The sequence below is a fragment of the Microbacterium sp. CH1 genome, from assembly GCF_001595495.1.
Classification (GTDB): domain Bacteria; phylum Actinomycetota; class Actinomycetes; order Actinomycetales; family Microbacteriaceae; genus Microbacterium.
The window spans coordinates 383,657-408,088 of the sequence record NZ_LOSO01000018.1; the positions used below are offsets into that span (position 1 = coordinate 383,657).

Below are 24,432 nucleotides of genomic sequence, written 5' to 3' on the forward strand. Positions count from 1 at the left end.
ACAAAAAGAGCGCCCCACCTCCTGGATGAAGGAGGTGGGGCGCTCGTCGAGAGACCGGGTCAGCGTGCGCCGGCGGGCTCCGGGGCGGAGGCGGCGTCGGCCTCGGGGGCGTCGTCGCCGGAGTCGTCGGCGAAGGGCAGGCCCTCGCGCGGCGCGTTGTAGAGCTCCTCGTCGAGGATGCCCTCGCGCTTCGCGACGATCGCGGGGACGAGCGCCTGACCCGCGACGTTCACGGCCGTGCGGCCCATGTCGAGGATCGGGTCGATCGCGAGCAGCAGGCCGACGCCCTCGAGCGGCAGACCCAGGGTGGACAGCGTCAGCGTGAGCATGACGACCGCGCCCGTGGTGCCGGCGGTGGCGGCGGAACCGACGACCGAGACGATCACGATCAGCAGGTACTGCACGAAGTTCAGCTCGATGCCGAAGAACTGCGCGACGAAGATCGCGGCGATGGCCGGGTAGATCGCGGCGCAGCCGTCCATCTTCGTCGTCGCGCCCAGCGGCACGGCGAACGAGGCGTAAGAGCGGGGCACACCGAGGTTGCGCTCGGTCACGCGCTCCGTGAGGGGGAGCGTGCCGATGGAGGAGCGGCTCACGAAGGCGAGCTGCACCGCCGGCCACACACCCGAGAAGTACTGCTTGATGGAGAGGCCGTGCGTGCGCACCAGGATCGGGTACACGACGAACAGCACGAGCGCGAGACCGATGTAGACCGCGGCCGCGAACCAGCCGAGCGACGCGAGCTTCTCCCAGCCGTACTTGATGACGGCGGAGCCGATGAGGCCGAACGTGCCGAGCGGGGCGATGCGGATGATCCACCACAGCACCCGCTGGATGACCTTGAGCAGGGACTCGGTGAAGACGAGGAACGGCTCCGCCTTCTTGCCGGCCTTGAGCGCCGCGATGCCGACGACGGCCGCGACCACGATCACCTGGAGGATGTTGAAGCCGACGCTCGAGGTGAACGCGCCCTCGGTCGCTCCGGGGGAGGTGCTGACGGTCAGGCCGAGGAAGTTCTGCGGGATGAGGCCGAGGAGGAAGTTCCACCAGGTGCCGACCGTGTACGGCTCGCCCGGCTCCAGGCCCTCGCCGGCGCGGCTGCCCGGCTGGATCACGAGGCCGAGGACGATGCCGATGACGACCGCGATGAAGGCGGTGATCGCGAACCAGAGGATCGTCTGCCCGGCGAGGCGGGCGGCGTTCTGCACGCGACGGAGGTTCGAGATGCTCGCGACGATCGCGGTGAAGATCAGCGGGACGACAGCCGCGCGGAGCAGCGTGACGTACGAGCTGCCGATCGTGTCGAGGGTCGCCGACAGGGCGGTCGGGTTCTCGGCCGTGGCGCCGAGCTGACGGCCGATCAGACCGGCGGCGATGCCGAGGACGAGGGCGGCGATGATCTGGAAGCCGAACGAGGTCAGCAGCTTCCGGACCGGCCCGCGGGTGTCTGGCGCCTTCTGGGCGCGTGCGGTGGTGCTCATTGAGGTGGGGACTCCAGAATCGCGGCGCGCCGGGTGCACGCCATGAGGCTCAACGCTAGGAGAGCCTGAGAATTCCCTGGGCGGATATGACGAAGGATGACGGCCGCCCTCCCGAGACCGTCATCCTTCGCTGCGTGCCGCCGTCAGGGCGTGACGCAGTCCTGCAGGTTGTCTTGGATGATCTGGGTCGTGAGGGCCTTGTCGGCCTCGTCCCGCTGCTTGTCCTCGCCGTCGGCGATGTAGCCGAGCGTCTCGTCGCTGAGGTCGGAGTCGACCAGGGCTTCGGCCAGGCAGGTGGCGGCGTCGTCGGTCATGGCCTCCTCCTGCGGGGTGCCCTCGAAGACCTTCTGGATGCCGTCGGCGACCTCGTCGACCGAGGGGCGGCTCTCTCCCGCGCAGGCGGCGAGAGAGAAGGCGAGGGCAGCGGCCGGGACGATCGCCAGGAGGCGGAGGCCGCGACGCGAGGGGATGCGGGTGCTGATCATGCGACGACGCTACCTGCTCACAGCCGACTCATAGAAGGGGCTTGCAATCCCGTGCGCGACCGTGCCCCCCCTCCCGCCGACCCACCCCCCTTCGTGCGTCCCGGCCCCCTGCGTGCGTCCGCAAGGGGCTGGGGCGCGCGGAAGGGGGTGGGTCGACAGGGGTCAGCGATCGGCGAGGACGAGGAGGTCGCCGACCTCGCAGTCGAGCGCGTCACAGATGGCCCGCAGCGTGGAGTAGCGGATCGCGCGGGCGCGGTCGTTCTTCAGCACCGACAGGTTCACGATGCTGACGCCGACGGCGGCGCTCAGCTCCGTCAGCGTCATCCTGCGGGCCGCCAGCAGCTCATCGAGACGGCAGTGGATGCCCGTGAACTCCTCGCCGCTCTCCGCCGGGCTCACACCAGCCCCTCCGTCTCGCGCTCCAGCACGACCTTCTCCTGTTGCAGTCGGATGCCGCGACGGAAGGCGACGGCGATCAACCCGACGGTCACCCCGGTCGCGAAGAGCGGCGCGATCGTCCAGAACTCGATCGGGTGCACGGGCTCCCCGTCACCGAGACCGAGCGCCGCGGTCACGCCATTGCGTCCCATGGTCTCGAGCATCACGATCGCGATCGGCGCGAGGGCGAGCGTCCATCCGATCACATCGAAGGCGCGCGCATTGCCCGGCACGAAGAACCGTCCGCGGAGGAAGTTCCAGGCGACGAGCGTGACCGCGCCGATGACGGCGACGGCGGCCAGGGCCCACAGCGCGATGGCGGCGACGATGGCGGCGATCGACACGCTGTTCACCCCCGTCGCGAAGACCATCGCCTCCTGCGCGATGCCCTCGATCGAGATCTGCCCGGAATCGGTGGTCGCCGAGATCGGCTGCTCGTCGATGGGGATCGACCAGGCGATGCCGGCGTCCCGGAAGGTGCTGCCCACGCGGAGCGTTGTCGCGAGGCCGACGGTCACGAGGGCCGCCGCCGCATAGAGGATGACGGTGATCGCATCGGCCCGCTCGGAGCGGGTGGTGGTGGCGGCCATCAGACCAGTCCCTCCGTGTCGCGCTGCAGACGGCGGCCGATGGTGAAGACGCCTGCCACGAGAGCCAGGGCGAACGCCCACCCCACGGGCGCGAGATCGAACTCCATGAGCAGCGTCCACAGCACGTCCTCGACCGCGGGGTCGGTCGCGGCGAGATCCTTCACGATCTCGGCCCGCCCGATGCCGCCGGCGAGCTGCCCGAACAGGGTGCCCGCCATCAGCAGGCAGGCGGCGACGGCGAACATCCACCCGAGGGAGGCGCGGAACGGACGGGAGCGGGTGAGGGAGACGCCGAGCCACCAGACCACCGCGCACAGCGCCACGGTGGCGAGCGCGGGGAGCGCTGTCTCGAGCAGCAGCAGCCAGCGGGCGCCCGTGGGCGGCGCGGTGAGCGTGACGAGGGCGGAGTCGACGGTGGCGCCCTCGACACCGGCCACGCCGTCGAGGGCGGAGAGGTCGACGTCGTGCACCGCCATCGCGACCGTGGGCGAGGGGGAGAACAGGGCACCGGCGGCCTGGGCGACGGCGACGAGGGCGCCGATCCCGACGCTGACGGCACCGGTGGCGATGAGCCCGAGCGCGATGCCGTCGGCGAGCGAAGGGCGTCTTTCCGTGGCGAGCATGTGCTCCTCCTGTGGGTCGGTGTTTATCGACTTTCGTTAACATAACGACTGTCGATAAACCCGTCAAGGCCTCGCTATGCCCACGGCGAACACGGGCATACCCGCCATTTCTGGTCGTTACTCTCGATGTACAAGCGCTTCATGCGTCTTCGCCCCGTGCGAATAAGGAGTCAACATGTTCGAGAGATTCACGGACCGAGCCCGTCGAGTGGTCGTCCTCGCCCAAGAAGAGGCGAAGATGCTCAACCACAACTACATCGGCACCGAGCACATCCTGCTCGGCCTCATCCACGAGGGCGAGGGCGTCGCAGCCAAGGCGCTGGAGTCGCTCGGCATCTCCCTCGACGCCGTGCGCGAGCAGGTGCAGGACATCATCGGCCAGGGTCAGCAGCAGCCGACCGGGCACATCCCGTTCACGCCGCGCGCCAAGAAGGTGCTCGAGCTGAGCCTCCGCGAGGCCCTGCAGCTCGGTCACAACTACATCGGCACCGAGCACATCCTCCTCGGCCTCATCCGCGAGGGTGAGGGCGTGGCCGCTCAGGTGCTCGTCAAGCTGGGCGCCGACCTCAACAAGGTGCGGCAGCAGGTCATCCAGCTGCTCTCCGGCGCCCCGGGCCGCGAGCCCGCGTCCGTCGGCGCGCAGTCCAACGACACCCCGTCGGGTGCGCAGGGCGGCTCGCAGGTGCTCGACCAGTTCGGTCGCAACCTCACGCAGGCCGCGCGCGACAACAAGCTCGACCCGGTGATCGGGCGCGAGAAGGAGGCGGAGCGGGTCATGCAGATCCTCTCCCGCCGTTCCAAGAACAACCCCGTCCTGATCGGCGAGCCCGGCGTCGGCAAGACCGCCGTCGTCGAGGGTCTCGCCCAGGCGATCGTCAAGGGCGATGTGCCCGAGACGCTGAAGGACAAGCAGCTCTACTCGCTCGACCTCGGCTCGCTCATCGCCGGTTCCCGCTACCGCGGCGACTTCGAGGAGCGTCTGAAGAAGGTCACCAAGGAGATCCGCACGCGCGGCGACATCATCGTCTTCATCGACGAGATCCACACCCTCGTGGGTGCGGGTGCCGCCGAGGGCGCGATCGACGCGGCCAGCATCCTCAAGCCGCTGCTCGCCCGCGGTGAGCTCCAGACCATCGGTGCCACCACACTCGACGAGTACCGCAAGCACTTCGAGAAGGACGCCGCGCTCGAGCGCCGCTTCCAGCCGGTGCAGGTGAACGAGCCGACGCTGCCGCACGCGATCAACATCCTCAAGGGTCTGCGCGACCGGTACGAGGCGCACCACAAGGTGCAGATCACCGACGGCGCGATCGTGGCCGCGGCGAACCTCGCCGACCGCTACGTCTCCGACCGCTTCCTCCCGGACAAGGCCATCGACCTGATCGACGAGGCCGGCGCGCGCCTGCGTCTGTCGATCCTGTCCAGCCCGCCCGAGCTGCGCGAGTTCGACGAGAAGATCGCCGCCGTGCGCGAGCAGAAGGAGATCGCCTCCGAGGAGCAGGACTTCGAGAAGGCCGCCTCCCTGCGCGATGAGGAGAAGAGCCTCCTCGCCGAGCGTCTGCGTCTCGAGAAGCAGTGGCGTGCGGGCGACGTCGCGACCCAGGCGGTCGTCGACGAGGGCCTGATCGCCGAGGTGCTCGCCCAGGCGACCGGCATCCCCGTGTTCAAGCTGACGGAGGAGGAGTCCAGCCGACTCGTCTTCATGGAGAAGGCGCTGCACCAGCGCGTCATCGGTCAGGAGGAGGCCATCGCGGCGCTCTCCAAGACCATCCGTCGTCAGCGTGCCGGCCTCAAGGACCCGAAGCGTCCCTCGGGCTCGTTCATCTTCGCCGGCCCCACGGGCGTCGGAAAGACCGAGCTCGCCAAGGCGCTCGCGGAGTTCCTCTTCGACGACGAGGCCGCGCTCATCTCGCTCGACATGAGCGAGTTCGGCGAGAAGCACACCGTCTCGCGGCTGTTCGGTGCCCCTCCCGGGTTCGTCGGCTTCGAAGAGGGTGGCCAGCTCACCGAGAAGGTGCGGCGCAAGCCGTTCAGCGTGGTCCTCTTCGACGAGATCGAGAAGGCGCACCCGGACATCTTCAACTCGCTGCTGCAGATCCTGGAAGAGGGTCGCCTCACCGACGGTCAGGGTCGGATCGTGGACTTCAAGAACACGGTCATCATCATGACCACGAACCTCGGTGCGCGCGACATCGCCGGCGGCCCCGTCGGCTTCCAGATCGAGGGCAACAACGCCACGAGCTACGAGCGGATGAAGGGCAAGGTCAACGAGGAGCTCAAGCGGCACTTCAAGCCCGAGTTCCTCAACCGCGTCGACGACATCATCGTCTTCCCGCAGCTGAGCAAGGACGAGCTGGTGCAGATCGTGGACCTGTTCACGAAGCGCCTCGGCGAGCGTCTGCTCGACCGCGACATGACGATCGAGCTGTCGCAGTCCGCCAAGGAGCGCCTGATCGAGATCGGCTTCGACCCGGCCCTGGGTGCCCGTCCGCTGCGTCGCGCGATGCAGCACGAGATCGAGGACCGTCTGTCGGAGAAGATCCTGCACGGCGAGCTCGACTCGGGCGACCACGTGAAGGTCGATGCGAAGGACGGGGAGTTCCTGTTCGAGCACGGCCCGCGCGGGGAGAAGGTCGCGGTCGGCGTCAACACCGGCGGCGGCGCGATCTCCGGCACGCCCGACCTGGCGATCACCGGCAACGACTGATCCTCGACACGATCACCCGAAGGGGCGGATGCGACAGCATCCGCCCCTTCGTCGTCCCCACTCCGCCGCGTCTGGGAGTCGTCGGGAGGGGCGGGTCCTAGGCTGGTCGGGTGAGCGCGTACATCGTCCGGCCGGCCCGCAGCGCCGACATCGTCAGCATCCGGAACCTGCTCCAGCCGATGGTGGAGCAGCGCATCCTGCTCGGCAAGGATCTCGCCGTGCTCTACGGCGCCGTGCAGGAGTTCGTCGTCGCCGAGGCGGACGGGGAGCTGATCGGCTGCGGGGCTCTGCACGTGATCTGGGAAGACCTCGGCGAGGTGCGCACCCTGCTCGTCCGCGACGACTGGCTCCACCACGGCGTCGGTCGGGCGATCGTCGAGCGGCTCGAGGAGAACGCGCGGTCGCTCGGGCTCACCCGCCTGTTCTGCCTCACGTTCGAGGTCGACTTCTTCGGGCGTCGCGGCTTCACCCCGATCGGGGAGCAGGTCGTCGATCCGGACGTGTACTCGCAGCTCCTGCGCAGCGGCGACGCCGGCGTCGAGGAGTTCCTCGACCTCGCGCACGTGAAGCCGAACACGCTCGGCAACACGCGCATGCTCAAGGTGCTCTGAGCCCCGGACCATCGCCTCGCGCCTCCCAGGCTCGCGGAGGGGGATCGCTTAACCTGGAGGCATGCCCCGTCACTCCGCCGCCGTGTACCGTCGTCGGCGTCTGGCGGTGCTGCTCGGGCTGATCCTCGTCCTCGCGATCGTCGGCGCGTCCGTCTGGCTTCTCATCGCCCGGCCGTGGGCGCCCACGGGCGCGCAGGAGGCGGCACCCGCACCGACCTCCTCCGCCACCCCGGGGCCCACGCCGTCCGGATCGGCCTCGCCCGCCCCCTCGCCGTCGGCGGATGCCACTCCGGCCGTCGTCCCCTGCGAGGCGAAGGACATCGAGGTCACGGCCGTCACGGATGCGGAGTCCTATCCCGACGGCGCTCTGCCGAAGCTCTCCATCTCCCTGACCAACAAGGGCACGAGGGACTGCACGATCGACGTCGGTTCCACCACCCAGGTGTTCACGATCTCCAGCGGCACGGACGAGTGGTGGCGCTCGACGGACTGCCAGGAGAACCCCAGCAGCATGATCGCCACGCTCACCGCCGGGTCCACCGTGGTGAGCAAGGAGCCGGTCGTCTGGGATCGCACCCGGTCCAGTGTCGAGACCTGCGCGCAGGAGAACCGGCAGCGTGCTCCCGGCGGCGGCGCCTCGTACCACGTGGGCGTCTCGATCGGCGGGTTCCCCAGCGCCACGACCACCCAGTTCCTCCTGTTCTGAGCGCGCGACGGGCACTTGTGCTGACAGGGCCCGATCTTTGGGATACCATAGAGGTGACTCTCCCGCTATGCGGCACCATGCCATCCCCAGTGGCGTCGAATTACAGCGTCCCCAGCGCTTCGACACCGCCGCTCGAGAGTCCGAGGGCCCTCTCGAGTACCCCAGTCCCCAATGGAGGACTCGAGAGGGCCCCAATCTTTCCCCGGCGCCGCCGCGCCGCCCCGATGCCTAAGCTGGAAGCATGGCAGCGAAGAAGGCGAAGTCCGGGAAGAGCGCGAAGAAGAAGCCGGCGCCCGAGGACTTCCGGTCCGAGGCTCTGGCGCTCGCCCTCGAGAAGCAGGACGTCGCCGCAGTGGCCCTCGCGCTGCGGCACGGCACCACCGTCGTCCCGCTCATCAAGCCGGGAGCGCGCGACAACCCGCTCGACAGCGGCGAGGTGTGGACCTATCGGGACCCGAACTCGGGTGACCTCGCCCTGCTGCTCTTCAGCGACGCGAAGAACAAGCCCGCCAACCTGCCGCCCGGGGTCGGCATCTACGACGCCGCCTGGCTGCGTGCGTTCCTCTCCGCCCACCCGATCACGACCGTGTTCCTCGACATCGCCGGGCCTCACCCGATGCAGGCCGACCCGGTGGAGCTGCTCAAGGCGCTCGACGCCTGACCGGGCGCCCCTCCGACTCAGAACGGCGGGATGTCGCGGTCGGGGCGACGGGCGCTGTTCCGCGCCCTGACGTCGCCCAGCGCCGCGCGCAGGGTCTTCGACCGGTCGTCCACCACCTGCTCGTAGCCGAGCCGGGCGGCCTCGGAGCGCCGCTGCGCCGCCTGCGTCACCGGCCGCACCTCGCCCGCGAGGCTGAGCTCGCCGACGGCGGCGACCGTGCGCGGCACCGAGATCATCTGGATGGACCCGGCGACGGCGATCGCGATGGCGAGATCGGCGGCGGGCTCCGTGAACCGCACCCCGCCCACCGTGGACACGTAGACGTCGAGGCTGCCGGTGGGCACGCCCGCCCGGCGCTCGAGGATCGCCAGCACCATGGCCACCCGCGAGGAGTCGAGGCCGTGCACGATGCGCCGGGGGTTCGGCGCGTTGCTCGGCACGGTGAGCGCCTGCACCTCGACGGGGAGGGCGCGACGGCCCTCGAGGGAGATGGCCACGCAGGTCCCCGGCTCGGAGGCACCCTGCGACAGGAACAGGCCGGAGGGGTCGGGCACCTCGGCGATGCCGTCTCCGGTCATCTCGAAGCAGCCGACCTCGTCGGTGGGACCGAAGCGGTTCTTGAGGGCACGGATGAATCGCAGCGAGGTCTGCCGGTCGCCCTCGAAGTGGCACACGACGTCGACGAGGTGCTCCAGCACCCGGGGCCCCGCCACCTGACCGTCCTTGGTCACATGGCCGACGATGATGATCGGAAGATCGCGCTCCTTCGCCACCCGGATGAGGGTCGCGGCGACCTCCCGCACCTGGCTGGGCTGACCGGCCGCGCCGTCGGTGAGCGACGACGACACGGTCTGCACGGAGTCGACGATGACGAGCTGCGGCTGCACCTCGTCGATGTGACCGAGGATGGTGGCGAGGTCGGTCTCGCTCGCGAGGTAGAGCTCGTCGTGCAGGGCGCCCGTCCGCTCCGCCCGCAGGCGCACCTGGGCCGGCGACTCCTCGGCGCTGGCGTAGAGCACCCGTCGCCCGCTCCGCGCGGCCTGCGCGGCGACCTCGAGCAGCAGAGTGGACTTGCCGACGCCGGGCTCACCGCTGAGGAGGATCGCGGCCCCCGGCACGATGCCGCCGCCGAGCACCCGGTCGAACTCGCCGACCCCGCTCGTGCGGCGCGGCGCGTCCTGCGTCGTGATCTGCGTGATCGGCCGCGCCGCGCGATCGGCGGTCGGTGCGAGCGCGTTCACGCGACGGAGGATCCCGGTCTCCGCGGCCTGCTCCTGGACCGTGCCCCACTGCTGGCACTCCCCGCAGCGGCCCACCCACTTGGCCGTCGTCCACCCGCACTCGGTGCAGACGTACGCGGGGGGAGCGGGTTTCCGGGTGGCCATGCCCCCAGGCTATCGGCGGGATCAGACATCCCTATCGACCAGGCGATTATTCACGGCCCGGTTCCCCCGGCGGCCCCCGGCCCCGGCCGATAATTGAAACATGTCCAACGGCGGGTCCGTCTGCGGGCCGATCTCCAGCTACTCCCGGGTGCGCATCCTGCACCTCCTCTTCGAGGCCGGGCACTCCGGTGCCTCCGGAGAACTCGCGATCGGCGACCTGTGCGAGGCCACCGGCCTCCACCCGAACACCGTACGCGAGCACCTGCAGCGGCTCATCGAGGGCGGCTACGTCATCCCGACCGTGGAGCACCGCACCACCCGGGGGCGCCCGCGCACGCTGTACCGCGCCGCCACCGGAGCCCCGGACGCCTCCAGTCCGGTCGCGCGGAACAAGGCCAAGGCCGCCGCCCGTCGCGGCGACCTGCTCCGCAGCGTCCTCCCCGGCACCGGGACCGCCCTCGGCAAGGACGCCACCTACCAGCTCGACGCCCTCGTCGAGCACCTGGAGGAGAGCGGCTTCGAGCCGGTCGTGGACGACCGCGGTCTCACCGTCGATCTGAGCCCGTGCCCGCACGCGGCCGGCCGGCCGGAGGACCGCCCGATGCTGTGCCAGGTGCATCTCGGGCTGATGCAGGGCATCCTGGCAGAAGCGGGGGGTCCGCTCGAAGCCGAGTGCGTGCGCGAGGCCGCGCTGCCCTCCGAATGCACCGTGCAGCTGCGCGACACCGCCGCGCAGGCGTCGAACAGAACGGGAGTCGCTCATGGAATGGCTTGATCCGCTCGCCCTGGCCCGATGGCAGTTCGGCCTGACGACCGTCTACCACTACCTCTTCGTCCCGCTGACGATCGGCATGGCGCTCGTCGCCGCCATCTTCCAGACGGCGTGGGTGCGTACCGGCAAGGTGCAGTACCTGCACCTCACCCGCTTCTTCGGCAAGATCTTCCTCATCAACTTCGCGATGGGGGTCGTCACCGGCATCGTGCAGGAGTTCCAGTTCGGCATGAACTGGTCGGACTACTCCCGCTTCGTCGGCGACGTCTTCGGCGCCCCGCTCGCCTTCGAGGGCCTGCTGGCGTTCTTCTTCGAGGCGACCTTCATCGGCCTCTGGATCTTCGGCTGGGACAAGCTCCCGCAGAAGATCCACCTGGCCACCATCTGGTGCGTCTCGATCGGCAGCATCCTCTCGGCGTACTTCATCATCGCCGCCAACGCGTTCATGCAGAACCCGGTCGGCTACACGTACAACGAGGTGACCAACCGGGCCGAGCTCACCGACTTCTGGGCGCTGCTGACCAACCCCGTCGCGCTCGCCGCGTTCCCGCACACGATCTTCGGCGCGCTCATGTTCGCCGCGGGTGTCGTCATCTCGGTGTCCGCCTGGCACCTGGCCCGCGGGCAGCACTTCGACACCATGCGCGTCTCGCTGAAGTTCGGCCTCTGGGCGATGATCTTCTCCACCGCGGGCGTCGTGCTCACGGGCGACCAGCTGGGTCTGGCGATGTACGCCGCGCAGCCGATGAAGATGGCCGCCGCCGAGGCGACGTTCAACACCGTCTGCGGCGCCGACGCCTCCTTCAGTATCTTCACGCTGGGCACGCCGGACGGCAGCTCGGAGCTGTTCTCGATCCGGGTGCCGTATCTGCTGTCGCTGCTGTCGACCCACACGCTCGACGCCTGTGTGCACGGCATCAACGACCTGAACGCCGAGTACGCCCAGACGTATGCGAGCACCGGTCTCACCGACTTCGCCCCTGTCCTGTGGATCACGTACTGGTCGTTCCGCTGGATGATCGGCCTCGGCATGGCCGCCGCCCTCGTCGCCGTCGCCGGCCTCTGGGTCACCCGCAAGAAGGCCACCAAGCCGGTCGCGCCGTGGATGTGGAAGGTCGCGATCTGGTCGTTCCCGCTCGCGCTCGCCGCCAACATCATGGGCTGGGTGTTCACCGAGATGGGTCGACAGCCCTGGATCGTGTTCGGTCTGATGTCCACCCGCGACGGCGTCTCGCCCGGCGTGAGCGGACTCGAGGTCCTGATCTCGCTGATCGCCTTCACCGCGATCTACGCCGCGCTGGCCGTGGTCGAGGTCCGGCTGATCGTCAAGGCCGCCCAGAAGGGGCCGGACACCGACGAACAGCCCCATGAGGAGACGGCTCAGCTGCCGTCGGTCGTGTACTGAGAGGAACGAGCATCATGGATCTCGCAACGATCTGGTTCTGGGTGGTCGCCTTCCTGTTCGTCGGCTACTTCGTCCTCGACGGGTTCGACTTCGGTGTCGGCATGTCGCTGCCGTTCCTCGGCAAGAACGACGTGTCGCGCCGACAGGTCATCAACACGATCGGTCCCGTGTGGGACCTCAACGAGACGTGGGTCATCGTGGCCGGGGCCTCGCTCTTCGCCTCGTTCCCCGAGTGGTACGCCACGCTGTTCAGCGGGTTCTACCTGCCGCTGCTGCTCATCCTGCTCGCGCTCATCCTCCGCGGCGTCTCGTTCGAGTACCGCCATCAGCGGGAGAGCCGGAAGTGGAAGCAGGGCTTCGACCGGATGATCGTGATCGGCTCGGTCGTCCCGGCACTGCTCTGGGGCGTCGCCTTCGGCAACATCGTGCAGGGGGTGGCGATCGATGAGAACCACATCTACGTCGGCGGCTTCTTCTCGCTGCTCAACCCGTACGCGCTGCTGGTCGGCGTGACGACCCTGCTGCTCTTCTTCCTGCACGGCGTGCTGTTCGTCGCGCTGAAGACGGACGGCCAGGTGCACGAGGACGCGCAGAAGCTCGCGAAGAAGGCAGCCATCCCGACGATCCTCGTCGCGGCCGCGACGGTGATCTGGACGGTCGCGATCGCGATGGGCCGGGAGGCTCCGCTGCTCTGGCTCGTCATCGGAGCCGGTGCGCTCGCGGCGGTTAGCCTGATCGCGGCGGTCGGCTTCTCGCTCGTCCGCCGCGACGGGTGGGCGTTCTTCGCCGGCATGCTCACGGTCATGTTCGCCGTCGTCATGCTGTTCTCCGCCCTGTTCCCGTTCGTGATGCCGTCGACCATCGATCCGGCGTACAGTCTCACGATCGCCAACGCGTCCAGCACTCCGTATACGCTGCAGATCATGAGCTGGACCGCGCTGATCGCCCTCCCGCTGGTCATCGCGTACCAGACCTGGACCTACTGGGTGTTCCGCAAGCGCGTCACCCGCCGGTCGATCGAGGGGGCTCCGGCGCACGCGTGAAACCCGTCGATCCGAGGCTGCTCCGATACGCGGCCGCCGCCCGGGGGTTCCTCCTGGCGTCGGCCGCGATCGGCGTCTTCCAGACCGCGGTGACGATCGCCTTCGCGTGGCTCCTCACCGAGGCGGTCGTCGGGGCGATCGCGGGGCGCGACGTCACCGTGACCCTGGTCTGGCTGCTCGGGGCCGCTCTCCTTCGGGGTCTGCTCATCGCCGCCTCCGACGCCGCGGGCACGCAGGCCGCCGCCCGCACCGGGATGCAGCTGCGGGCCGCGCTCGTGGCGGCCGTCGGACGCCTCGGCCCCGGGTGGCTCGCGCAGCGGAATCAGACGCAGATCGCCGTCACCGCCGGTCACGGCCTGGAAGCCCTGGACGCGTACTTCGCGCGGTACATCCCGCAGCTCGTGCTCACCGTCATCGCGACGCCGGTGCTCGTCGCGGTCATGTGGTGGCAGGACTGGCCGAGCGGACTCACCGCCGTCATCACCCTGCCGCTCATCCCGCTCTTCCTCATCCTCATCGGGATCGCGACCCGCACGGTGCAGAAGAAGCAGTGGCAGACGCTGCAGCACCTCGCCGCCCGTTTCGCCGACACGGTGCAGGGGCTGTCGACGCTGCGGCTGTTCGGCCGGGACCGTCGGGCAGCCGACCGCATCGAGTTGACCGCCGACGAGTACCGCCGCGAGACCATGAAGGTGCTGCGGTTCTCGTTCCTGTCGGGGTTCGCGATGGAGCTGCTGTCGTCGCTCGCGGTCGCGCTCATCGCGGTCGCGGTCGGGTTCCGGCTGCTGTCGGGCGACCTGAGCCTGGAGGTCGGTCTCTTCGTGCTGCTGCTCGCCCCCGAGGCGTTCCTCCCCATCCGTCAGGTGGGCGTGCAGTTCCACGCCGCGGCCGAGGGCGTCGCAGCCACGGAAGACGTGTTCGACGTGCTGGATGCGGCGCGCGACCGGGACCGGGGCGGCATGCGCCCGCACGACCCCGGCACGGATGCACGACCGAACCCCGTGGACTCGTCCGGCAGCCGGGCCGACGTCGTGCAGGCGGGGCGGGAACTCGTGGTCGAGGGACTCCGCGTGCGAGACCTTCCGCCGATGTCGTTCGTCGCGGAGCCCGGGTCGGTGACCCTGATCGAGGGGCCGAGCGGCTCCGGGAAGTCGAGTCTGCTCGCCGCCCTCCGCGGGGCGGTGGACTCCACGGGCACGGCGACCTGGGGCGGACGGGACATCGCCGAGCTCGCGCCCTCCGACTGGCTCGCCTGGGCCGGGCAGACGCCGGGGCTGATGCGCGGCACGGTCGCGGAGAACGTCGCCCTCGGCGAGGGGGCTCCCGACCTCGCCCGTGTGCGCCGGGCTCTCGATGCCGCGTGCGCCGAGGGCATCGAGGCCGACCGCGTGCTGGGTGTGCAGGGCGCAGGGCTGTCGGGAGGACAGGCGCAGCGCGTCGCGGTGGCCAGGGCGCTGTACCGCCACGACGGAATGCCGGGGCGGGTGCTCGCGCTCGATGAGCCCTCCAGCGCCCTCGACGCCGACACAGAGGAGCGGCTCTGGCGGTCGCTGCGCGCGCGGGCGGATGCCGGCGCCACCGTCCTGCTCGTCTCGCACCGCCGCTCGGCCAGGGACATCGCCGACCGGATCGTGGCGCTGGGGGTGAGTGCATGAGCGAGATGACACGCAGCGACCGGGTCCGGGAGGTGCTCCGGCTCGCGCAGCCGCCGTTCCGCCGCTTCCTCCCCGGGCTGATCTGGGGCGTGCTGTCGGCGGCCGCCGCCGTGAGCCTCCTCGCGGTGAGCGGCTGGCTGATCGTGAGCGCGTCGATCGTCGACTCCCTCGTGCCGCTGTCCATCGCAGTCGTCGGGGTGCGGTTCTTCGCCGTGACCAGGGCCGTCACGCGGTACCTCGAGCGACTGAGCGGTCACGACGCCGCCCTCCGGCAGCTCGCGACGACCCGGTCCGACATGGTGCGCCGCCTCATCCCGCTCTCGCCGGCGGGCCTCGGCGCGACGGACCGGGGTCAGGTGCTCGCGGCGCTCGTCGACGACGTGGAGAACCTGCAGAACCTCCCGCTCCGGGTCGTGCAGCCGCTCGCCGTCTCGGGCGTCGTCGCCCTGGGGGCCGTCGGCTTCCTCGCCTTCGTATCGCCGCCCGCCGCGCTGACCCTCGCCGTCTGCCTCCTCGTCGCCGCGCTCGCCGCCGTCGGGCTGGGCTGGATCTTCGGCTCCCGTGCGGAGGCCGCGGTGTCGGCGCGTCGGGCTGAGGTGTCCGCGGCCCTCGTCGATTACTTCGGCAGCCTCGACGTGCTGCTCGCGTTCGGCGCGGAGGCGCAGGCCCGAGAGCGGATCCGCGTCGCGGATGCCGCCCTGCGCCGGGTCGTCAGCCGCGCGTCGCTCGCACAGGCCGTCGCGGCCGGAGTGGTCTCGCTGATGGCCGGCGCCGCCTCGGTGTGGGCACTGGCGGTGGCAGCTCCCGGCCTCGCCACCGGAGCCATCGACGCCCCGTGGCTCGCGGTCGCGGTGCTCGTGCCGATGGTCGTGTTCGAGGTGTTCGGCGCCGTGCCGGTCGCGGCGGCCTCGTGGCGGAGCGTCCGCGCGAGTGCGGAGCGCATCGTGGACGTGCTGCCCGAACGGATGCCGCCAGAGCTGCGGACCGACGCGGGGGAGGACGTCGCGGTCGACGGCGTCCCCGCGCTCACGCTGCGGGGAGCCACGGCGCACTGGCCCGGAGGAGCGGCGGCGCTGACCGGCATCGACCTCGACCTCGCGCCGGGCGAGCGGGTGCTCGTCTCCGGCGCGAGCGGAGCGGGCAAGAGCTCGCTGGCGGCTGCGCTCGTGGGCTTCCTCCGCGTGGACGGCGAGTACCGGATCGGCGATCTCGACGCGGCGGCGCTGTCCGGGCCCTCGCTGCGCCGCGTCGTCGGCCTGTGCGAGCAGCAGCCGCAGCTCTTCGACGAGGACGTGCGGCAGAACTTCCTCTTCGCCAGGGACACCGCCACCGACGACGAACTCCTCGCCGTGCTCGACCGTGTGGGACTCGCGGCGTGGGTGCGCGAGCGCGGAGGGCTCGATGCGCGGGTGGGCGACCGCGGTGCGCTGGTGTCCGGCGGTCAGGCGCAGCGGATCGCTCTGGCTCGCGCGCTGCTCCGCGGCTTCCCGGTGCTCGTGCTGGACGAGCCGACGGCGGGCGTCGACCCCGAGGCCTCGGACGCTCTGCTGCGCGACCTGCTGCAGGCCACGGGGGAGCAGTCGGTGCTGCTCATCTCGCACGTGGCGCCGCCCGCGGGGACGGTCGACCGGGTCGTGCGGATCGAGGGCGGCCGGACGGTCTGAGCCTCAGCCGACGAGGTTCATGTCGGCGGGCGGCTCCATCACGATGCCCTGCGCCTCGAACGCGCGACGGCGCTCCTCGATCCGGCGGTGCATCTCGACCTGGGCCTCGTCCACCACACGCGGGTCGAGGTCGACCGTCGGGGGATGCGGGTCGCCGTGGTGCGCGGCGATGTATGCGTCGAGCTCAGGGCCGCTGGTCCAGGAGGTGATGAGCGCGTACCGGGGACCTGTCCCGCGATGCCACACGGCATGCCAGAAGCGCTGCGTGTCGACGATGATCCGGGAGCCGGCGCGCAGCGGCAGCCGCACCTCGGTGGCCGGGTCGAACCGGTCGGAGCGGAGGATGAGCATCGAGTCGGTGTCGTCGGTGAGGTTGTAATACCCGCGGACCACCCATCCCGTGCCGGGCTCGTTGAGGCGGTTGTTGTCGTCCTGGTGCAGGTTGTAGATCGCGTCGGCGTAGTCGTTCGGCTGGAGCTCGATGACCCGGCAGCGGCCGACGCCGGCCCCGGGGGCCAGGGCGCGGCGCTGCAGGGTCGGGGCGATCGCGACCTGTGAGGGAATCCAGACGCCGTCCTTGTCGGTGCGCGGCGGCGTGTGGTTCCAGAAGCCGTTGCAGTCGATCTCGCCCGCGTAGCTCGTCAGGGGTGCGAAGCGGGTGATGCCGGAGGAGCGCCAGCCGACGTACTCGAGGTCCTGCCACTCGGACGGGTCCACCGGGGTGGTCTCGTCGTCGAGGACCACGTATCCGGTCTCGGCGAGCGCCGCAGACGTGATGAATCCCATGCTGCTTGCATCCTTCCCGTCGTTCTGCCCCCGGAGGCGGCGGGTTCTTAGGCAATCCTAATCCCGACCTCCCCTCGCCGACCCACCCCCTTGCGTGTGTCCCACCCCCTTCCGGCCGCACGCAGAGGGGTGGCTCGGCCTGAAGGGGGTGGGTCGGCGAGGGATATCCTGAGGCCATGACGCAGCCCCAGGGTGCCCTTCTCGTGGGCAGTGTGAACTTCGACGACGCCGAGACGACGATGCGCACTGCGGCGGAGCTGCTGGGCGACCGGTTGCGTCGCATCCCGGACGGCGAGGTGGGCAAACGGTTCCACTGGATCATGTTCCAGCCCGACGTCATCGGCCAGGCGGACGGCATCGAGCGGATCGGCGACGAGCCCATCCCGTTCCCCGTCGGCATCGACGCCCGGGGCCTCCGGATCGCCGAGGGCGTGGACCCGGCTACCATCGCGCTGCCTCCGCTGGGGTACGCCTCCGCGGCGATCGAGTCGTACGGGCTCTTCACCCGGCTGCGGGAGGAGGGAGTGGTCGCGGCGGGCACCCGGTTCCAGGTGTCGCTGCCCACCCCGCTCGCCGTCATCTCCTCGTTCTTCCACGGCGACGACCGGGCCGCGATCGAGCCCGTGTACACCGCCGCGATGCTCCGCGAGCTCGACGAGATCCTCGCCGCGATCCCGCACGACGACCTCGCGGTGCAGTGGGATGTCGCCAGCGAGATGGGGATCCTCGAGGGCGCCTCCGGCTACGGCGCCGTCATGGAGGCGTGGTGGCCCGGTGACCCGTTCGACGGCCTCGTCTCGCGTCTCGCCGCCCTCGTTGACGCCGTCCCGGACGACGTCGAGGTGGGCGTGCACCTCTGCTACGGCGACGCGGGGGAGAAGCACTTCTTCGAGCCGACCGACGCCGGCTCCCTCGTCCGCTACGCCAACGCCGTCATCGCCGCGGCCCACCGTCCGCTCACCTGGCTGCACCTTCCCGTGCCGATCGCCCACGATGACGAGGCCTACTTCGCCCCGCTCGCGGAGCTCACCCCGGTCGAGGAGCTCTACCTCGGCCTCGTGCACCGGGAGGACGGCGCGGACGGTGCGCGTCGCCGGATCGCCGCCGCCGTCCCGTTCGCGCCGGAGTTCGGCGTCGCCACGGAGTGTGGAATCGGGCGCGCCCCCGCCGGCTCCACGGAGGGCATCCTCCGCGCCCACGCCGAGGTCGCCACCGCCTGGTGACCCGCCGATTCGCGCGCTCGGCCCCGGTGTCGTAAACTGATCCGCGGTGACGTGTCCGAGCGGCCGAAGGTGCAACTCTCGAAAAGTTGTGTAGGGTAACCCCCTACCGTGGGTTCAAATCCCACCGTCACCGCCACCACGAAGGCCCCGACTCCCCTGGAAACACGGAGATGCGGGGCCTTCGTCATGTCCGGGATCGCGAGCGTGATAACGTAGATGTCGTTCACGGGCCTATGGCGCAGTTGGTAGCGCGCCTCGTTCGCATCGAGGAGGTCAGGGGTTCGAATCCCCTTAGGTCCACAGGAACTGAACGAAAGAACCTCGCCCCGCAGCTCGCGGGGCGAGGTTCTTTCGTTGGAGCTGGCGCACGGGGCTGATCCGATCGCCGCGAGACGACCGCTCGGCGGCGGGGGTCCGATTGGGTGCCCCTAGGCTGAGGACATGGACGCGACGCCCAGCGAATCCGGCTCGACCCTGCACACGCATGCCGTCGACAGCCAGCGCCGTGCCGCGGCCCTCGGCGAGGGGAATCGGGTGCTGTCGCGTACGCAAAAGGTGTACGTGGCGCTCCGGGACGACATCGTCCGCACCCGGCTCGCCCCGGGCGAGGTCGTCATCGAACCCGAGCTGGCCGAGCGTTTCGGGGTGTCGAAGACGCCGGTGCGTGAAGCCCTGCAGATCCTCGTCGTCGAGGGACTCGTCGTCGCCCTTCCCCGACGCGGATACGTCGTGCGGCCGCTGGGCATCAACGAGGTGCGCGAGGTGCTCGATCTGCGCGTGATCATCGAACCGCCGATGGCCGCGAGTGCGACGCGCTACGGCAGCGAGGCCTTCGTCGAGGAACTCAGCTCGATCCTGGACGCGCAGCGCAGCGGCTCCGGCACGGCGGAGCTGACCGATGCGGCCCGCGCGTTCCACGAGTGCATCCTCGGTGCGGCGCGCAACGCTCGGGCGAAGACGCTCATGAGCGGCCTGTTCGACGAGACGACGCGGAGTCATCATCTGATCCCGGCGATCGATGCGCGCATCCACTCGGACGTCGAGAACAACGGTCACCAGCAGGTGCTCGAGGCGATCCGCACCGGCGATCCGCGGGCGGCTGAGGAGGCCATGCGCCGGCACCTCGTCGAGCTGCGGGAGTTCGTCCTCCAGGCGTTCCTCGAAGCCTGACGCCTCCTCGCCGCACGCGTAAGCCGTCGCGTCCGCATCAGATATATCTGAGGAATACCTCTATTGTGCGCAAGATATTTGGAGGCTATGGTGGTGCCGACACCGCGGTCGGCTCTTCGGCCTCGATGGGAGTTGCCGAGAGGATCCAGGTTTGTTGCGACGTCGCATCCGCACCTTCACCGAGCTGTTGAGCTTCGCTCCGCCCGCCCTTCCCACCGAGGCGACGCGCGTCGCCGAGGCGCGCTGTCTCGACGACCTGCGACGGCTCGCGAAGCGACGGGTGCCCGGATTCGTCTTCGACTACGTCGAGGGCGCCGCGGTGACCGAACAGGCCGCTCGGGACAACGAGGCGGCCTTCGCCCGCCGGAGGTTCGTGCCCACGGTCACCGAGAGTGCCGCGGGGGCGACGCTCACCACCCGCCTGCTGGGACGCGAGCACGCGATGCCCATCGGCATCGCCCCGATCGGCCTCACCGCCCTCATGCGTGCGGCCGGCGAGACCGACGGGGCCCGTGCGGCCGCCAACCGCGACGTGCCGTTCGTGCTCTCCACGATGGGAACGCGGAGCATCGAGCACGTCGCCGACGCCGCACCCGCCGCGCGGCGCTGGTTCCAGCTCTACCTGCGGCGCGATCGCGACGCGTCCCTCGCGCTCGTCGAGCGGGCCGTCGCTGCGGGTTTCGACACCCTCGTGCTGACCGTCGACACCCGGGTGCCCGGGCAGCGCTACCGCGACGACCGCAACCGGCTCTCGATGCCGCCGCGTCTGACCCTGCGCACCGCCGTGCAGTCGGCACTGCATCCCTCCTGGACCCTCGATCTGCTGGCCCACGACGCTCCGGCCATGGCGAACTTCGGCCCGCGTTCCGGACGCGTCACCGATGTGGTGGGCAGCATGTTCGATCCCGCGCTGTCCTTGGACGACGTGCGCTGGCTGCGGACACACTGGAGCGGGCCGATCGTCGTGAAGGGCGTGCTCTCCGCCGTCGACGCCGAACGCTTCATCGACGCCGGCGCGGATGCCATCTGGGTCTCCAATCACGGCGGTCGTCAGCTCGACCGTGCGATCGCGCCCGTCGAGGTCGTGGGCGCCGTGCGCGCCGCCGTCGGCGACGATGTGCCGATCCTGCTCGACTCCGGAATCCGCAGCGGCCTCGATGTGGTGGCGGCGATCGCGTGCGGAGCCGACTTCGTCTTCCTCGGCCGGGGATACATGTACGGCCTGATGGCGGGCGGCCGGGTGGGGGTCGAGAGGGCGCTCGACCTGGTGGCGAACGAGACCCTGTCGACGATGCAGCTTCTCGGCGTGCGCACGACCGCCGAGCTGCGCGGCCGGGGGACTGCCGTCCTCGCGCCGACCGGATAGCCACGACCACGCCAGCACTTTTCAATGACGAAAGGACACCCCATGGCCCACGAACAGCAGCGCACCATGACCCCGCAGGCGAGGCGGGCGATCACCGCCGCCTACTTCGGCACCCTCATCGAGTGGTACGACTACGCGCTCTACGGCGCCGCCGCCGGCCTGGTGATCGGCCCGCTCTTCTTCCCGGACGTCATCCCGGCCTCCGCTTCGATGCTGGCCTTCGCGACCTTCGCCGTCGGCTTCGTGGTGCGGCCGCTCGGCGGCCTCATCATCTCCCACCTCGGGGATCGGGTCGGCCGGAAGCCGGCAATGATCCTGACCATCGTGCTCATGGGCATCGCGACCGTGGGGATCGGGCTCCTCCCGACCGCCGAGGCGATCGGGGTGGCGGCGCCGATCCTGCTGATCCTGTTCCGCTTCGTCCAGGGCTTCGGTGCCGGTGCGGAACTCGCGGGCGCGCTCACGCTCGTCGCCGAGTACGCCCCCGAGCGCCGCCGTGGCCGGGTCATCGGACTGGTCACCTCGGGTGCTCCCGGGGGCGCCTTCCTCGCGACGCTGGCCTTCACCTTCGCCTCGATGCTGCCCGGGGACGTCTTGCTGGGCGGGGCCTGGCGCATCCCGTTCCTGGTCTCCGCCGTGCTCTTCGTCCTCGCGCTGTGGATCCGTCGTCGCCTCGAGGAGACACCCGAGTACCGGGCCGCGGTCGCGAACGCCGAGCAGGCCTCGACGAAGGTGCCTCTGGCGGAGCTGTTCCGCCGCAGCCCCCGCGAGCTCATCGTCGGCTTCTTCAGCGTGTGCGGCCACAACGTGACGAACTACGTGCTCAGCGCCTTCGCCCTCAGCTACCTCACGCTGACGGTCGGGATGCCCCGGGTCCAGGCACTGGTCGCCGTGCTCGTCGCCTCGCTCCTCACCGCCTTCGCACCCGTCCTCGGCGGGATCGCGGTGGATCGCTTCGGCGCCAAGCGCGTCGTCATCTTCGGCTCTGTCGCCGGGATCGTCCTCACCTACCCGGTCTTCCTCTCGCTGCAGTCGGGCGACCCGGTGTGGGCGGCTCTCGGGATGACGGCCCTCGGCGTCATCGCCGTGGGGGCGACCGCCGCCTCCACCGGGACGTTCCTCACGAACCTCTTTCCGACGCGGTACCGCTTCACCGGCGTCGCGACGGCCCGGGAGCTGAACGGCGCCCTGGTCGCCGGCCCGACCCCGCTCATCGCCACGGCGCTCGTCGCGGCCGCCGGGGGAGGCCTCTGGCTCGTCGTGCTGTTCGTCATCGGCGCCTGCCTGGTGTCGCTGCTGGCCGTCGTCGCGACGCCGAAGCGCGTCGGAGACCTGCAGCCCGAGGACCACCCCGACTCCTCCCGGTTCGCGCCGACGGGAAGGGCCGCGGACTGAGGGGCGGGCGACACGCCCGGGAATCGGCGGTGATTTGCCCGATGCCCGGAACCCACGTAAGTTATTACCTGTTCGCCCCAAACGGTTGAGCGGAGGTCCTCGGACCGGCTCCCGTCAAGCATCGAACACCTCCCGAATCCCACACACTCACAGAGTGAACAGGATGAAGGATGCTGATCCGTTCCCACGGTCAGGCCGAAGAAACTCGGACTTGACAACGGAAACGAGATCGGTAAGATAGAGAAGTTGCCCTGCGGGCCTGGTTGTGATGGCTGGGTCGTGGGAGCATCCGATCCTTGAGAACTCAACAGCGTGCACTTGTCAAATGCCAAATTATCCTCGTCTAGCTTCGGCTGGGTGAGAATTCCTTTGGATCAAAGACCAACCTCTTTGTGGGGTTGGCAACGGATGAAGTCAGCAATGAATTCGTCTCTTTGGTCAGCATCAAACTCGCTGCGTTCCGGTTTTTCCCCGGTTCGTATGCAATTTCTTTTTACGGAGAGTTTGATCCTGGCTCAGGATGAACGCTGGCGGCGTGCTTAACACATGCAAGTCGAACGGTGAACACGGAGCTTGCTCTGTGGGATCAGTGGCGAACGGGTGAGTAACACGTGAGCAACCTGCCCCTGACTCTGGGATAAGCGCTGGAAACGGCGTCTAATACTGGATATGTGACGTGACCGCATGGTCTGCGTTTGGAAAGATTTTTCGGTTGGGGATGGGCTCGCGGCCTATCAGCTTGTTGGTGAGGTAATGGCTCACCAAGGCGTCGACGGGTAGCCGGCCTGAGAGGGTGACCGGCCACACTGGGACTGAGACACGGCCCAGACTCCTACGGGAGGCAGCAGTGGGGAATATTGCACAATGGGCGAAAGCCTGATGCAGCAACGCCGCGTGAGGGATGACGGCCTTCGGGTTGTAAACCTCTTTTAGCAGGGAAGAAGCGAAAGTGACGGTACCTGCAGAAAAAGCGCCGGCTAACTACGTGCCAGCAGCCGCGGTAATACGTAGGGCGCAAGCGTTATCCGGAATTATTGGGCGTAAAGAGCTCGTAGGCGGTTTGTCGCGTCTGCTGTGAAATCCCGAGGCTCAACCTCGGGCCTGCAGTGGGTACGGGCAGACTAGAGTGCGGTAGGGGAGATTGGAATTCCTGGTGTAGCGGTGGAATGCGCAGATATCAGGAGGAACACCGATGGCGAAGGCAGATCTCTGGGCCGTAACTGACGCTGAGGAGCGAAAGGGTGGGGAGCAAACAGGCTTAGATACCCTGGTAGTCCACCCCGTAAACGTTGGGAACTAGTTGTGGGGTCCATTCCACGGATTCCGTGACGCAGCTAACGCATTAAGTTCCCCGCCTGGGGAGTACGGCCGCAAGGCTAAAACTCAAAGGAATTGACGGGGACCCGCACAAGCGGCGGAGCATGCGGATTAATTCGATGCAACGCGAAGAACCTTACCAAGGCTTGACATATACGAGAACGGGCCAGAAATGGTCAACTCTTTGGACACTCGTAAACAGGTGGTGCATGGTTGTCGTCAGCTCGTGTCGTGAGATGTTGGGTTAAGTCCCGCAACGAGCGCAACCCTCGTTCTATGTTGCCAGCACGTAATGGTGGGAACTCATGGGATACTGCCGGGGTCAACTCGGAGGAAGGTGGGGATGACGTCAAATCATCATGCCCCTTATGTCTTGGGCTTCACGCATGCTACAATGGCCGGTACAAAGGGCTGCAATACCGTGAGGTGGAGCGAATCCCAAAAAGCCGGTCCCAGTTCGGATTGAGGTCTGCAACTCGACCTCATGAAGTCGGAGTCGCTAGTAATCGCAGATCAGCAACGCTGCGGTGAATACGTTCCCGGGTCTTGTACACACCGCCCGTCAAGTCATGAAAGTCGGTAACACCTGAAGCCGGTGGCCTAACCCTTGTGGAGGGAGCCGTCGAAGGTGGGATCGGTAATTAGGACTAAGTCGTAACAAGGTAGCCGTACCGGAAGGTGCGGCTGGATCACCTCCTTTCTAAGGAGCATCTGACGCTTCGGCGTCCAGAACCCAGATCGAAGGCACACGTTCTTCGCTGGGAGCTCATGGGTGGAACATTTGACATGGCATCGAGATTGTTTCTCTGATTAGTACGCAGCTTGCTGCAGGAACGTTGGGGGGGATGGGTTTCGGTGCCTGCACGCTGTTGGGTCCTGAGGGACCGGATGCGGGTCTTTCGGGATCTGGTCTGTACCTCTGGGCCTCTTGTTGTCTCTCCGGTTGGGG

At 68.9% G+C, this 24,432-nt stretch carries 20 protein-coding genes, 2 tRNA genes and 1 rRNA gene; 16 read left to right on the forward strand and 7 right to left on the reverse strand.

All coding sequences use genetic code 11. From position 1 onward, the window contains the following. Positions 1-59: 59 nt before the first annotated feature. From AUV07_RS12990 to AUV07_RS13010, 5 genes are all read right to left on the reverse strand, one after another. Positions 60-1,481, reverse strand: a complete 1,422-nt coding sequence (locus AUV07_RS12990) for a dicarboxylate/amino acid:cation symporter (protein WP_197462145.1) — start codon at positions 1,479-1,481, stop codon at positions 60-62. Between the two features lie 143 nt (positions 1,482-1,624). Continuing rightward, on the reverse strand, positions 1,625-1,966 hold the full coding sequence (locus AUV07_RS12995) for a hypothetical protein (protein WP_025105474.1): 342 nt from the start codon (positions 1,964-1,966) through the stop codon (positions 1,625-1,627). A gap of 162 nt (positions 1,967-2,128) precedes the next feature. After that, on the reverse strand, positions 2,129-2,365 hold the full coding sequence (locus AUV07_RS13000; protein WP_062636697.1) for a helix-turn-helix domain-containing protein: 237 nt from the start codon (positions 2,363-2,365) through the stop codon (positions 2,129-2,131). After that, positions 2,362-2,994: a hypothetical protein gene (locus AUV07_RS13005; protein ID WP_062636699.1), complete on the reverse strand. Its 633-nt coding sequence runs from the start codon at positions 2,992-2,994 to the stop codon at positions 2,362-2,364. Before AUV07_RS13005 ends, AUV07_RS13000 begins: the two co-directional genes overlap by 4 nt. Then, positions 2,994-3,617 carry a hypothetical protein gene (locus tag AUV07_RS13010; protein ID WP_062636700.1) on the reverse strand — a complete coding sequence of 208 codons (624 nt, stop codon included), beginning with the start codon at positions 3,615-3,617 and terminating at the stop codon, positions 2,994-2,996. Before AUV07_RS13010 ends, AUV07_RS13005 begins: the two co-directional genes overlap by 1 nt. A gap of 175 nt (positions 3,618-3,792) precedes the next feature. On the opposite strand from AUV07_RS13010, the gene AUV07_RS13015 reads away from it, so the two are divergent. The 4 genes from AUV07_RS13015 to AUV07_RS13030 all read left to right on the forward strand — a co-directional run bounded on the left by AUV07_RS13015 (position 3,793) and on the right by AUV07_RS13030 (position 8,302). Beyond that, complete coding sequence (locus AUV07_RS13015; protein ID WP_025105479.1) at positions 3,793-6,324, forward strand: ATP-dependent Clp protease ATP-binding subunit; 2,532 nt, start codon at positions 3,793-3,795, stop codon at positions 6,322-6,324. 110 nt (positions 6,325-6,434) lie between these two features. Continuing rightward, positions 6,435-6,935 (forward strand): amino-acid N-acetyltransferase, encoded by a 501-nt coding sequence (locus AUV07_RS13020; protein ID WP_025105480.1) that lies wholly within the window; start codon positions 6,435-6,437, stop codon positions 6,933-6,935. A 61-nt stretch (positions 6,936-6,996) separates the two neighbouring features. After that, on the forward strand, positions 6,997-7,641 hold the full coding sequence (locus AUV07_RS13025) for a hypothetical protein (protein WP_062636702.1): 645 nt from the start codon (positions 6,997-6,999) through the stop codon (positions 7,639-7,641). Between the two features lie 241 nt (positions 7,642-7,882). Further along, positions 7,883-8,302 carry a hypothetical protein gene (locus AUV07_RS13030; protein WP_025105482.1) on the forward strand — a complete coding sequence of 140 codons (420 nt, stop codon included), beginning with the start codon at positions 7,883-7,885 and terminating at the stop codon, positions 8,300-8,302. A 17-nt stretch (positions 8,303-8,319) separates the two neighbouring features. Here the strand turns inward: AUV07_RS13030 and radA are convergent, their stop codons facing one another. Then, on the reverse strand, positions 8,320-9,687 hold the full coding sequence (radA, locus tag AUV07_RS13035) for a DNA repair protein RadA (RefSeq protein ID WP_062636704.1): 1,368 nt from the start codon (positions 9,685-9,687) through the stop codon (positions 8,320-8,322). Between the two features lie 100 nt (positions 9,688-9,787). On the opposite strand from radA, the gene AUV07_RS13040 reads away from it, so the two are divergent. The 5 genes from AUV07_RS13040 to cydC are packed head-to-tail and all read left to right on the forward strand — an operon-like array spanning position 9,788 to position 16,226. Continuing rightward, complete coding sequence (locus AUV07_RS13040; RefSeq protein WP_025105484.1) at positions 9,788-10,462, forward strand: helix-turn-helix transcriptional regulator; 675 nt, start codon at positions 9,788-9,790, stop codon at positions 10,460-10,462. Then, complete coding sequence (locus AUV07_RS13045) at positions 10,449-11,864, forward strand: cytochrome ubiquinol oxidase subunit I (RefSeq protein WP_025105485.1); 1,416 nt, start codon at positions 10,449-10,451, stop codon at positions 11,862-11,864. Before AUV07_RS13040 ends, AUV07_RS13045 begins: the two co-directional genes overlap by 14 nt. 14 nt (positions 11,865-11,878) lie before the next feature. Next, positions 11,879-12,907, forward strand: coding sequence for a cytochrome d ubiquinol oxidase subunit II (gene cydB / locus AUV07_RS13050; protein ID WP_025105486.1), 1,029 nt, complete (start codon positions 11,879-11,881; stop codon positions 12,905-12,907). Continuing rightward, positions 12,904-14,562, forward strand: a complete 1,659-nt coding sequence (cydD, locus tag AUV07_RS13055; RefSeq protein ID WP_062636706.1) for a thiol reductant ABC exporter subunit CydD — start codon at positions 12,904-12,906, stop codon at positions 14,560-14,562. The genes cydB and cydD overlap by 4 nt, the downstream gene beginning before the upstream one ends. Further along, positions 14,559-16,226, forward strand: coding sequence for a thiol reductant ABC exporter subunit CydC (gene cydC, locus AUV07_RS13060; protein WP_157524067.1), 1,668 nt, complete (start codon positions 14,559-14,561; stop codon positions 16,224-16,226). Before cydD ends, cydC begins: the two co-directional genes overlap by 4 nt. A 3-nt stretch (positions 16,227-16,229) precedes the next feature. Here cydC and AUV07_RS13065 read toward each other — a convergent pair whose 3' ends face one another. Continuing rightward, complete coding sequence (locus AUV07_RS13065) at positions 16,230-17,012, reverse strand: hypothetical protein (RefSeq protein WP_025105489.1); 783 nt, start codon at positions 17,010-17,012, stop codon at positions 16,230-16,232. A gap of 176 nt (positions 17,013-17,188) precedes the next feature. Between AUV07_RS13065 and AUV07_RS13070 the strand changes: the two genes are divergently transcribed. The 7 genes from AUV07_RS13070 to AUV07_RS13100 all read left to right on the forward strand — a co-directional run bounded on the left by AUV07_RS13070 (position 17,189) and on the right by AUV07_RS13100 (position 24,183). Beyond that, a complete protein-coding gene (locus AUV07_RS13070) occupies positions 17,189-18,235 on the forward strand; it encodes a hypothetical protein (protein ID WP_062636708.1) in 1,047 nt (348 codons plus the stop codon). Between the two features lie 45 nt (positions 18,236-18,280). Then, positions 18,281-18,371: transfer RNA gene (locus tag AUV07_RS13075), tRNA-Ser, on the forward strand. Between the two features lie 91 nt (positions 18,372-18,462). Continuing rightward, a tRNA-Ala gene (locus AUV07_RS13080) sits at positions 18,463-18,535 on the forward strand. Positions 18,536-18,676: 141 nt separating this feature from the next. Then, entirely contained in the window at positions 18,677-19,405 is a 729-nt protein-coding gene (locus AUV07_RS13085) for a GntR family transcriptional regulator (RefSeq protein ID WP_062636709.1), read from the forward strand. Positions 19,406-19,556: 151 nt separating this feature from the next. Beyond that, positions 19,557-20,771: an alpha-hydroxy acid oxidase gene (locus tag AUV07_RS13090; protein WP_062636711.1), complete on the forward strand. Its 1,215-nt coding sequence runs from the start codon at positions 19,557-19,559 to the stop codon at positions 20,769-20,771. A 42-nt stretch (positions 20,772-20,813) separates the two neighbouring features. Continuing rightward, a complete protein-coding gene (locus tag AUV07_RS13095; RefSeq protein ID WP_231868268.1) occupies positions 20,814-22,166 on the forward strand; it encodes an MFS transporter in 1,353 nt (450 codons plus the stop codon). Positions 22,167-22,658: 492 nt separating this feature from the next. After that, a 16S ribosomal RNA gene (locus AUV07_RS13100) occupies positions 22,659-24,183 on the forward strand. Positions 24,184-24,432 lie beyond the last annotated feature (249 nt).